Raw genomic sequence first — 10,862 nt, 5'->3', positions numbered from 1 at the left:
GGCGCAGCATGTGCGGATGCACCGGCGTGGCCAGCCCGGCCTGCTGGCCGCGCTGCTTCAGGCGCTGCCACACGCCCTGCGCGCCCAGGCGGGCGCCGTGGCGGCCGGTGAACAGCGCCACGGCGCCGGCATGCGGATGCAGCGCGCGCAGCGCCAGCCAGTGGCGCAGCGCCTCCAGCGCCTTGCGCCCGACCGGCACGCTGCGCCGCTTGCTGCCCTTGCCCAGCACGTGGGCCTCGCCGGCCTGCAAATCGATCCAGCCCTTGGCGGCGCTGCTGGCCTGGGCGTCGAGGCCGACCAGTTCGCCCACCCGCAGGCCGCAGCCGTACAGCAGCTCCACGATGGCGGCGTCGCGCGCCTCCATCCAGGGGTCCGCCAGGTCGCTGTTGAACTCGGCCAGCTGCACCGCGTCGTCGACGCTCAGCGCCTTGGGCAGGGGCTTGGGCGCCTTGGGCGCGCGCACGTCCTGCGCCGGGTTGCTTTGCACCAGCCCCTCGCGCCCGAGCCAGGTGTAGAAGCCGCGCCAGCCGGACAGGATCAGCGCGATGCCGCGGCCGCTGCGGCCGCCGGAGTGCATCTGCGCCACCCAGCGGCGGATGTGCGCGTTGTGGACCTGGGTCAGGGCGACGCCGGCAGCAGCGGCGTTGTCGACGAGCTTGCCCAGGTCGAGCGAATAGAGTTCGACGGTGCGCGCCGCCAGCCGCTTTTCGACGCGGACGTGCTCGAGGTAGCGCTCGACCAGGCCCGCTTCGTCGGTCACGGTTCTCAGCGCGGGCGCAGCCGCGACAGCGCGGCGCTGGCCAGTTCCGCGATGCGCTCGAGAAAATCGGTGGCCAGGCCGGACTGGAAGCGCTGCGGGTCGGGCGAGGCCAGCACCAGCATGCCGAAGGCCGGGCCCGGGCTGTTCACCGCGCCGGCGCGCAACGGGATCAGGGCGATCGACATGGCGGTGGCCGGATCGCCCAGCCAGCCCGCGGCCTCGATGCCGGAGTTGACGCCGCAGTACGGCTGCGTCAGCGACGCCGCGAAGGTCCGGGCGTCTTCGCTGACGCCTTGCGCGAACGGCTCCTGCGCGTAGCGCGCATCCACGTCCCAGACCTTCAGCGCCACCTGCGGCACCATGAACTGGCTCTGCAGATCGGTCACCAGCGTGGCCGGCAAGGCGCGGGTGGACTGCACCAGCAGCATGCCGCGGGCCCAGCGGTGCACCCGGTCGGAAATCACCATGTTTTCGTTGCCGTGGCGCACCATGTCCATGATGCGGTGCTCCAGGGCCTTGATCTTCTCGCGCAGCATCTCGGCCTGCCGCTCCTGCAGGCTGACGGCGCGGTTGCCGTGCGGGCTGGTCAGCTGCACCGCCGCCAGCAGCTGGGCGTGGCGCTCGAAGAAGTCCGGACTGTTCGCCAGGTAGTTGGCAATGTCGTCTTCGGTGATCGGGTTCATCTGGTCGTTGCCCATGGTCAGCATGTCAGTCCTGCAATTCGATTTCGCCTTCGAAGACCGTCACGGCCGGCCCGGTCATGAAGACCGGTGCCGCGCCGCCGGCCCAGGCAATGGTGAGCAGGCCGCCGTGTGTTTCCACATCGACGCGCGCGTCCAGCCGGCCCAGCCGGACGCCAGCCACGACGGCGGCACAGGCGCCGGTGCCGCACGCGAGTGTCTCACCCGCGCCGCGTTCCCACACCCGCAGCTTGATCCGGCCGCGATCGACCACCTGCATGAAGCCGGCATTGACGCGGTTCGGAAAGCGCGGATGGTGCTCGATCAGCGGGCCCTCGGTGGCGACGGCGGCCGCCTCGGCGTCCGGCACCACCTGCACCGCATGGGGATTGCCCATGGACAGCACGGCCAGCGGCACCATCGTCGCGTCCGGCTCGGCGCCCAGCGCCAGGTGCCACATTTCCCACCCGCCAGCGGCATGCGGGGACAGGCCGGCGGTGTCGAACGGGACGGCTGGCGGCTCGAACACGGGCGGGCCCATGTCCACGGTGACGCGGCCGTCGTCGTCCAGCGTCGGTGCGATCACGCCCGAGAGCGTCTGCACCCGGATCTGGCGGCTCGATGCCAGGCCTTTGTCGGCCACGTAGCGGGCGAAGCAGCGGGCGCCGTTGCCGCACTGCTCCACCTCGCCGCCGTCGGCGTTGTGGATCACGTATTCAAAGTCAATGCCGGGCGCCGGCGCCGGCCGCACCGACAGGACCTGGTCGGCGCCGACACCGAAATGGCGGTCGGCCAGCTGCCGGTAATGGGCGGGCCTCAGCGGCAGGCGCTCGCGCGTCTCGTCCAGCACGACGAAGTCGTTGCCGGCGCCCTGCATCTTGGTGAATCGGATCCGCATCGGCAGATTATCGGCGCAGCTTCTCGAGCGCGCGGTCGAGGAAGAACAATCGATCCTGCCCCCAGTAGCGCTCCGGCTGGCCTTCAATGATGAAGGTGGGCGCGCCGAACACGCCGCGCCGGACCGCTTCCGCGCTGAAGGCCTGGTAGCGGGCCAGCGTGGCCGGCGCCCGCTCCAGCGCATGCAGGGCCGCGCCGTCGTAGCCGTTCTCGCTGGCGACCGCGATCCGCACCTCGGGCTGCGAGGTATCGCGCTCTTCGGCCCACAGCGCGCGCAACAGCGCGTGCGACAGCACGAAGGCGTCCAGCCCCTGCTGCTGGGCCGCGATCACCATCCAGCCCGTGACCTTGTTCCAGTCCGGGTCGGCCGGCATGGCTTGCGGGTAGTACTTGGGCTCCACGTTGAGCGGCATGCCCAGGTGGTCGCGCCAGCGGGCCAGCTCCTCGGCGTGGTAGCTGCGGCGCGGCGCCGGCCGGGTACGGATCGGAATACCGCCGGTCTGCAGCACCACGGCCTGGAAGTCGTAGGGCTTGAGCACCAGCTTCACCTTGTGCCGGCGCACGAGGTCCTGCAGCTGCGGCCCGGCAAAATAGGCCCACGGCGAAGACAGCTGTAGTAGCAGTCCAGTTGTGTCGTCATCCGCGGATTATCTTCTTCACAGTGAACGTTCCCTCCCCCTTGCCGCCGGTTCCGGCGCAATCCCTCTCCAGCCCGCGCGACACAGCGGCGCTGGCGCGGCTGGCCCTTCAGGCCAGTGCCGACCTGGCGCGGCTGAACCTGCCGCCCGCCAACTGGGTGCTGCCCGCCCTCGGACCACAAGGCCAGACTGTGCTGGACGTGCTGGTGGCCGGCGCCGGCATGTGCGGGCAGACCGCCGCCTACGCCTTGCTGCGCGAAGGCATCTCGAACTTCCGGGTGATCGACCGTGCCGCCCGCGGCCAGGAAGGTCCCTGGGGCACCTTCGCCCGCATGCTGACGCTGCGCAGTCCCAAGCACCTGACCGGGCCCGACCTGGGCGTGCCGTCGCTGACCTTTCGCGCCTGGTACGAGGCGCAGCACGGCGAGCGCGGCTGGGCGGCGCTGCACAAGATCGGCCGCCTCGACTGGCGCGACTACCTGCTGTGGGTGCGCGAGACGGTCGGCCTGCGCGTGGAAAACAGGGTGATGCTGCTGTCGGTGGAGGACGAGGCCGGCCTGCTGCGGGTGCGGCTGGGCTCGGCCGCCGGCGCAGAAACCGTGTGGACGCGCAAGCTGGTGCTGGCGCTGGGCCGCGAAGGCAGTGGGGCGCCGCGCTGGCCCGAGTTTCCATCGCTGCGGCGCGACGACGCGGCCGCGCGCGAGCGCGTCTTCCACTCGGCCGATGCGATCGATTTCCAGCGCTGGCGCGGCCAGCAGGTGGCGGTGCTGGGCGCCGGCGCCTCCGCCTTTGACAACGCCGCCTGCGCACTGGAAGCCGGCGCACGGGTGACGCTGTTCGCCCGCCGGCCCATCCTGCCGCAGGTCAACAAGAGCAAGTGGACGGCGTTCACCGGCTTTTTCCGCGGCTTCGAGGCGCTGGACGACGCGCGCAAGTGGCGCATCTACACCTACATCTTCGACGAGCAGGTGCCGCCGCCGTGGGAGACGGTGCGCCGCTGCGACGCCCAGGAGGCGTTCACGCTGCGGCTGGCGGCGCCCTGGCTGGACGTGCGCGCCGATGCGGACGGGGTGGCGGTGACGACACCGGCCGGCAGCGAGCGCTTCGACGCAGTCATCTTCGGCACCGGCTTCGACGTCGACCTGCTGGACCGGCACGAACTGGCGCGCTACCTGCCGCTGGTGGACACCTGGGCCAACCACGTGACGGCGGAACAGGCGCTGGCCAAGCCGGAGCCGGCGCGCTTTCCCTACCTGGGATCCGGCTTTGAGCTGCGCTCGACCGACCCGGCGCAAGCGGCCGTGCTGGGCAACATGCACTTGTTCAACTGGGGCAGCACCATGAGCCACGGCGCGATCGCCGGCGACATTCCTGGCCTGGCGGTCGGTGCGAATCGGCTGGCGCAGGCCATCGCGCGCGACCTGTTCATGGCCGACGCCGATGCGCATTGGGAGCGGCTGCTGGCGCACGAGGAGCCGGAACTGCTGCCGACCCGCTGGTACGTGCCGCCGAACGAGCGCTCCTAGGCAGCAGCGCTCGTGCGGTCACATGCGCAGCTAAGTACGCCAACAGTTCCGGATGTGCGGACTCGGGACGCGATGCGCCGGGCAAGGCCAAGGACCGCTTCGGCGATAGCGTCGGAATCTTCACCGGCGAGCTGCCGGCGATGATTCGGATCTGCTGCTGAGCGCTCCAAATGATCCCAGCGGGACCTCATTCGTCGAGAAACGAGCCCGACGGAGCGATACCTCAAGCGATGGCATCGCCGCTCACCGTCCGCACCACAAGGTTGACAAATCTGTCTTTAGGGTTGACAATTTAATCAACAAAGGTTGACGAACATACATGAGCAGTAAAGTCCGTGAGCAGGGTGAGAAGGTGCGCCGGTTCATTCTCGACAACGTCGAGGATCACAACGGCGACATCGCGTCATTGGTCAGCGCCAAGTTCGGCATCACCCGCCAAGCAGTTAATAAGCATCTTTTGCGACTTCGAGAGCAAGGGACCATCACGATGGATGGAAGTGCCAGGGCTCCGCTCTACAAATTGGCACCGCTGTCGGAAGCTCGGTTCGTGTTCACGATCAAGCCGGGGCTGGCGGAGGACTTGGTGTGGTCGGAGCACGTCAAGCCGGCGCTGGGCGACTTGCCTGACAACGTACTGAATATCTGGCACCACGGCTTCACGGAAATGTTCAATAACGCCATCGACCACTCTGGCGGCACGCTGATCTCGGTCACGATGAAGAAAACTGCGCGATCAACAGAAATTCAGATCCGGGACGATGGGATGGGCATTTTCAAGAAAATTCAGGCCGCTCTGGATCTCTTGGATGAACGTCATGCGCTGTTCGAACTGACGAAGGGCAAGTTGACCACTGATCCCAAGAATCACTCGGGAGAGGGCATTTTCTTCACCTCAAGAATGTTCGACAAGTTCGACATTCTCTCGGGCGGCGTTTACTTCAATCATGATCGGGGCAAGACTGAGGACTGGATGATTGAGAGCAGCAAGCCAGGGTCTGGGACCTCCGTGTTTCTTGAGCTTCACAACCACACGGCCGCTACGACAAAGAAAGTCTTTGACGAATACTCGTCGGGCGATGACTATGGCTTCAATAAAACCGTGGTCCCGGTGAACTTGGCGAAGTATGGTGCCGATGAGCTTGTTTCTCGGTCTCAAGCCAAGCGTGTTCTTGCGCGAGTGGAACTTTTCACCAAAGTTGTTTTTGACTTCGCCGGCGTCGAGATGATCGGGCAGTCGTTCGCTGACCAGATATTTCGGGTTTTCGCGACCGAGCATAAGGAGATCGAGCTGATTCCGATCAACGCAAATAAGAACATCAGGGAAATGATCGCTCGCGCCCGCACTCACAACTCCGGATCCTAGAAGGAGCGACTCATAACGCGCGAGCTTCGGAGGCAAGGCTTAGGCAACGTGCGGCGCCGCAGCCCGGAAAAAGGGGAGCTCCAAGCCACGCGTTCGGACAATCCGGGCACCGCGTACGCTCGCTTTCCACAGAATCAGCGCCAGATCAGAGTTTCTCTAGACCCTGCGACCACCTGCATTCAATCGATCGAAATATTCGCCGCCTTCACCACCTCGGCCCACTTGGCCCGGTTGGCACGGACGGTGACGCGGAACTGCTCGGGCGTTTCGATGCGCACGGCGTTGCCCTGGCTTTCCAGCTTGGCCTTGGCCTCGGGCGTCTGCAGCACGGTGCGGGTGGCGCCGTTGAGCTTGGTGACGATGGCCGGGTCGGTGCCCTTGGGCGCCAACACCGCGAACCAGATCGAGCTGTCGAAGCCCTGGGTGCCGGGAATGCCGCTCTCGGCGATGGTGGGCACTTCCTGCACCGCCGCAACGCGCTTGGCGGTGGTGATGCCCAGCAGCCTGACCTTGCTGGCCTTGTACTGCTGCAGCACCGTCTGCACCTGGTTCATGATGCAGCAGGTTTCGCCCTTGAGCACCGAGGTCATCGCCTCCGGCCCGCCCTTGTAAGGCACGTGCGTCATGGCCAGGCCCAGGCGCGAATTCATCTCGGCGAAAGCCATGTGGGTGCCGGTGCCGTTGCCGGTGGATGCGTAGTTGTACTTGCCGGGATTGGCGCGCACCAGCTCGACGAACTCCTTCATCGTCTTGACGTTCATCACCTCCGGATTCATGGTCAGCACGTTGGAGACGTCCAGGATGGGCGCGACCGGCACGAAGTCGGTTTCCACGTCAAACGGCAGCTTCTTGTACAGCGCGGCGTTGCTGCCGTGGGTGGCGGCGGTGCCGAACACCAGCGTGTAGCCGTCCGGCTTGGCGCGCGACACGTATTCGCTGGCGATGTTGCCGGCGGCGCCGACCTTGTAGTCGATGATCACTGGCTGGCCCAGCAGCTTGCCCAGTGGCTACTGGATGGTGCGCGCCACCACGTCCACGCCGGAGCCGGCCGGGAAGGTCATGATCATGGTGATGGGGTGCTCGGGCCAGCTGCCTTGCGCCTGCGCCGCGGGGGCGAAGGCGCAGGCGGCGAGCAGGCCGAACAGGGCACGGCGGCTGGTGGCGAAAGGCATTGGGAACTCCTGAGGTCGATATGCCATTGTGGCAAGTCCAACTGCGCCGTGGCGACATGAGCTTATGTGCATCACATGAAAACCGCCGGGGAGTTTTTCAGGAGCTCGACCAGTCCGAAGAGGACCGCCAAAGCCGGATCCTTCCATGCAACCACCACTCCCGTATGCTCGCATTCTTCGACTTCGAATGGCGCCATGCGCATCCCCGACTGGACCCCCGAGACCAAGCCGCAGCCCGACGACCTGGTGAACGCGATCCTGGAGCGCCGCGGCGGCACCCTGATCAACCTGGACAAGGCGCTGCTGTGGAGCGAGCCGCTGGCCCGGGGCTGGAACGTGTACCTCAAGAACGTGCGCACCGGCCTGGGCGCCAGCCGCAAGCTGCGCGAGCTCGGCATCTGCATGGTCGCCCTGCTGACCGGCGCGGACTACGAGTACCACCACCACGCGCCCGACTACCTGGCCGCCGGCGGCACGCAGGCCGACCTGGATGCGCTGCAGGCCTTTGCCAAAGCGCCAGCGGGCGCCCTGCCCGCCGGCCTGTCCGGCGACGCAGCCCTGGTGGCCCGCTACGCCGCGCAGATGACACGCGGCGTGAAGGTGGACGACGCCTTGTTCGCGCAGATGAAGCAGCGCTTCGAAACCACCGATCTGGTGGAGATCACGGCCGCCATCGCCACCTACAACATGGTTGCGCGCTTCCTGGTGGCGCTGGGCGTGACGCCGGAGCACTGAAGCACGCCGGCCAGTGGTGGGCCGCCGTGCTGTAATCCGCCACATGGTCAGAGCCAGCCAGCTGTTGCATTCCCAGCGCGAGCCCGCAGCCACGCGCCCTGCCGCCACCGTCTTGCTGCTGCGCGACAGCGCGCAAGGGGTGCAGGTGCTGATGACGCGGCGCTCCCCCAGCGCCAGCTTCGCGCCCGGCGCCTATGTCTTCCCCGGCGGCGGCATCGATGCTGCCGACGCCCGGGCGCATGCCGTGGCCGCGCGCCGCCCCACCCAGTCCGACGACCGCCTGACGCAGGCCATCGCCGCCATCCGCGAAAGCTTCGAGGAACTGGGCGTGCTGCTGGCGCGGCACCGCGACGGCCGCCCGGCCGACGCGGCCGACGTTGCCGCCCTCGACCGCCGCGCGCCCTTCGCCGCCCAGTGCGAGCGGCACGGGCTGGTGCTGGCCGCCGACGAGGTGTTCGTGCTGGCGCACTGGGTCACCGACCGCGACCTGCCGCGCCGCTTCGACGTTCCTTTCCTGGTGGCCCGCATGCCGGCCGGCCAGGCGCCGGTGGCGGACGAAGCCGAACAGTTCGAACCGCTGTGGGTGCGTGCTGCCGATGCGCTGGGGCGGCACCACGCCGGCCAGTTCTTCATGATCTTCCCGACCATCCGCACGCTGGAGCGGCTGGAGAAATTCGCCACGGTCGACCAGGTGCTGGCCGCCTGCGCCAGCGAGCAGCCGCTGTGGACCAGCTGCCCGCGCGCCGGCCTGCTCAACGGCGCCGAAGCGCGCTACATGGAGCACGAGTCGCCGTTCGGCGAGCTGGCCATGGTCTGCCCCGACGGCCAGCTGCTGCATCGGCTGGAATGGCGCGTGGACCAGCCGGTGGCGCTGCTCAAGAACCTGGTGCGGCTGACGGCGCCGAACGCCGGCGTGATGACCGGCCCCGGCACCAACACCTACATTCTGGGTGACCCGGACACCGGCTATATCGTGGTCGACCCCGGCCCGAACGACCCCGAGCACATCGAGCGGGTCTGGCGCGCCAGCGGCGGCGACGTCCGCCTGATCGTCTGCACGCACTCGCATGCCGACCATTCGCCGGGCGCCAGGCCGCTGCAGGCCTTGTGCCGGACCAGGCCTGCGATCCTGGGCCTGCCCTCGGCGCCGACCGCGCGCCCGGCCAGCGAGTTCACGCCCGACCGCGTGGCCGGCAACGGCGAGGTGCTGTCGGTCTCCGGCGCCGGCCGCAGCCACAGCCTGAAAGTGCTGCACACGCCCGGTCACGCCGCCAACCACCTGTGCCTGGTGCTGCTGGAGGACGGCCTGCTGCTGTCCGGCGATCACATCCTCAACGGCAGCACCACCGTTGTCGACCCCCCGGACGGCGACATGACGGACTACCTGGAGTCGCTGGACCTGCTCACGGCAGCCTGCACGACTTACGCCATCGAGTTCATCCTGCCGGCGCACGGCTACGTGCTGGGTTTCGCGCGCCAGGCCATCGCCACGCTCAAGTCGCACCGCCTGCAGCGCGAGGGCCGCGTCATCGCCGCCATGCGCGAGCGCCCGGGCGGCACGCTGGAAGACTGGGTGGAACTGGCCTACGCGGACGTGCCGCCTCGGATGTGGCCGGTGGCCAAGCGCTCGCTGCTGGCGCACGTGCAGCGAATCGAGGCGCTGCAGCTGGCCGGCTGACGGCGGTCACCTGGAAAACGCTGCAGCGTTTTCCAGGTGACGAAATTGTGTGAAGTCCCCCGATACGCCGGATTTTGTGCGTTCGGCCCTTGCGGGCCGGACGTGACCGTCATTCATCTGGGCCGGGGGTCGCCCCACCGGCTCGGTGCTACCTACCCGCCGACAACCCCCGGGACACAGGGGCTGGGGTGTTGCCACCCCGTGCCGGCCTACTTGGTATTGCTGCGCGTAGAGATTGCCCGTTTCACCCGAAGCACCTTGTTGCCAAGGCACCGCGACTCGTCTCTGTTGCTCTGATCCTCACCTCGCGGTGGACAGCCGTTAACTGCTACGCCGCCCTGTGCAGTCCGGACGTTCCTCCAGTGCTGCCTTTCGGCAATTGCACCAGCGACGGCCTGGAGGGCTTCACGGGATGGATTATCCGCTGCAATGCAAAAGGCCGCCCGGAGGCGGCCTTTGCTGCTGTCGGGGCGTTACTGCTGCGCCGCCTGCAGCGCCGCGATCCGCTCCTCGATCGGCGGGTGGCTCGAGAACAGCTTGCCCACGCCCGACGTGATGCCGGCCGTCTGCAGGCCCCTGGGCAGATCGCCCGGAACCATGCCGCCCAGGCGGGCCAGCGCGTTGATCATCGGCTGCTTGCGGCCCATCAGGTCGGCCGCGCCGCGGTCGGCGCGAAACTCGCGATGGCGCGAGAACCAGGCCACGATCATGGCGGCGACGAAACCGAGCAGGATGTCCATCACGATGGTCGTCACGTAGTAGCCGATGCCCGGGCCCGAGCGCTGCTCGCCCTTGCTCAGGAAGCTGTCGACCAGGTAGCCGACCACCCGCGACAGGAACACCACGAAGGTGTTCATCACGCCCTGGATCAGCGTCATGGTGACCATGTCGCCGTTGGCGATGTGGGCCACCTCGTGGCCGATCACCGCCTCGACTTCGTCGCGCGTCATGCCTTGCAGCAAGCCGGTGGAGACCGCCACCAGGGCGTTGTTCTTGAAGGCGCCGGTGGCGAAGGCGTTGGGCTCGCCCGGGAAGATGCCGACCTCGGGCATGCCGATGCCGGCCTTGTCGGCGAACTTGCGCACGGTGGCGACGATCCAGGCTTCGTCGGCGCTGCCGGTGCCGTCGATCAGCTGCACGCCCGAGCTCCACTTGGCGACCGGCTTGGAGATCAGCAGCGAGATGATGGCGCCACCGAAGCCGATGATGGCGGCGAAGGCCAGCAGCATGGGCAGGTTGAGCCCGTTCGCCGTGAGGAACCGGTTCACGCCCAGCAGGCTGGTGACGATGCCGAGCACCACCACCACCGCGAGGTTGGTCATGACGAACAGAAGAATGCGTTTCATTGCGAGGAAGCTCCGAAGGGTGGAAGACGTTCACCCCTGCGAGGCAGATGAGGCTGCCGCCGGCCGA

9 protein-coding genes, 1 other RNA gene and 1 pseudogene are annotated in these 10,862 nt (G+C 67.7%); 4 read left to right on the top strand and 7 right to left on the bottom strand.

From position 1 onward, the window contains the following. The 4 genes from xerC to JWP65_RS14005 form a co-directional block, all read right to left on the bottom strand. Positions 1–760: tyrosine-type recombinase/integrase (gene xerC, locus JWP65_RS14020; protein WP_299764727.1), on the bottom strand; the 760-nt coding region annotated here is incomplete at its 3' end. Between the two features lie 5 nt (positions 761–765). Beyond that, positions 766–1,467, bottom strand: coding sequence for a DUF484 family protein (locus tag JWP65_RS14015; RefSeq protein WP_299764725.1), 702 nt, complete (start codon positions 1,465–1,467; stop codon positions 766–768). 1 nt (position 1,468) lies between these two features. After that, entirely contained in the window at positions 1,469–2,338 is an 870-nt protein-coding gene (gene dapF, locus JWP65_RS14010; protein ID WP_299764723.1) for a diaminopimelate epimerase, read from the bottom strand. 7 nt (positions 2,339–2,345) lie between these two features. Then, on the bottom strand, positions 2,346–2,900 hold the full coding sequence (locus tag JWP65_RS14005) for a 2-hydroxychromene-2-carboxylate isomerase (RefSeq protein WP_299764721.1): 555 nt from the start codon (positions 2,898–2,900) through the stop codon (positions 2,346–2,348). Positions 2,901–2,998: 98 nt separating this feature from the next. On the opposite strand from JWP65_RS14005, the gene JWP65_RS14000 reads away from it, so the two are divergent. Both JWP65_RS14000 and JWP65_RS13995 read left to right on the top strand, forming a co-directional pair. Next, positions 2,999–4,501, top strand: a complete 1,503-nt coding sequence (locus JWP65_RS14000) for an NAD(P)-binding domain-containing protein (protein WP_299764719.1) — start codon at positions 2,999–3,001, stop codon at positions 4,499–4,501. A gap of 319 nt (positions 4,502–4,820) precedes the next feature. Continuing rightward, the gene (locus tag JWP65_RS13995; RefSeq protein ID WP_299764717.1) at positions 4,821–5,864 is read left to right on the top strand and encodes a DUF4325 domain-containing protein; all 1,044 of its coding nucleotides are present in this window, start codon (positions 4,821–4,823) and stop codon (positions 5,862–5,864) included. 179 nt (positions 5,865–6,043) lie between these two features. On the opposite strand, the pseudogene JWP65_RS13990 reads toward JWP65_RS13995, so the two are convergent. After that, a pseudogene (locus JWP65_RS13990) lies at positions 6,044–7,036 on the bottom strand (Bug family tripartite tricarboxylate transporter substrate binding protein). A 195-nt stretch (positions 7,037–7,231) separates the two neighbouring features. Here JWP65_RS13990 and JWP65_RS13985 point away from each other — a divergent pair. Continuing rightward, positions 7,232–7,771, top strand: a complete 540-nt coding sequence (locus JWP65_RS13985) for a carboxymuconolactone decarboxylase family protein (RefSeq protein ID WP_299764715.1) — start codon at positions 7,232–7,234, stop codon at positions 7,769–7,771. 43 nt (positions 7,772–7,814) lie between these two features. Beyond that, positions 7,815–9,449: an MBL fold metallo-hydrolase gene (locus JWP65_RS13980; RefSeq protein WP_299764713.1), complete on the top strand. Its 1,635-nt coding sequence runs from the start codon at positions 7,815–7,817 to the stop codon at positions 9,447–9,449. 47 nt (positions 9,450–9,496) lie between these two features. Here the strand turns inward: JWP65_RS13980 and rnpB are convergent. Next, an RNA gene (gene rnpB, locus JWP65_RS13975) (RNase P RNA component class A) lies at positions 9,497–9,856 on the bottom strand. A gap of 66 nt (positions 9,857–9,922) precedes the next feature. Beyond that, positions 9,923–10,795: a protease HtpX gene (htpX, locus tag JWP65_RS13970; protein ID WP_299764710.1), complete on the bottom strand. Its 873-nt coding sequence runs from the start codon at positions 10,793–10,795 to the stop codon at positions 9,923–9,925. Positions 10,796–10,862 lie beyond the last annotated feature (67 nt).

Source organism: Ramlibacter sp. (assembly GCF_028292805.1).
GTDB lineage: Bacteria > Pseudomonadota > Gammaproteobacteria > Burkholderiales > Burkholderiaceae_C > Ramlibacter.
Note: the sequence above shows the minus strand (reverse complement) of the source record. Positions and strands in the feature narration are given on the sequence as shown.

What these genes read in the sequence shown, in the direction of transcription:
- JWP65_RS14015 (WP_299764725.1), bottom strand. Translation starts at nt 1,467, where the DNA reads ATGCTGACCATGGGCAACGACCAGATGAACCCGATCACCGAAGACGAC.
- dapF (WP_299764723.1), bottom strand. Translation starts at nt 2,338, where the DNA reads ATGCGGATCCGATTCACCAAGATGCAGGGCGCCGGCAACGACTTCGTC.
- JWP65_RS13995 (WP_299764717.1), top strand. Translation starts at nt 4,821, where the DNA reads ATGAGCAGTAAAGTCCGTGAGCAGGGTGAGAAGGTGCGCCGGTTCATT.
- JWP65_RS13985 (WP_299764715.1), top strand. Translation starts at nt 7,232, where the DNA reads ATGCGCATCCCCGACTGGACCCCCGAGACCAAGCCGCAGCCCGACGAC.
- JWP65_RS13980 (WP_299764713.1), top strand. Translation starts at nt 7,815, where the DNA reads ATGGTCAGAGCCAGCCAGCTGTTGCATTCCCAGCGCGAGCCCGCAGCC.
- htpX (WP_299764710.1), bottom strand. Translation starts at nt 10,795, where the DNA reads ATGAAACGCATTCTTCTGTTCGTCATGACCAACCTCGCGGTGGTGGTG.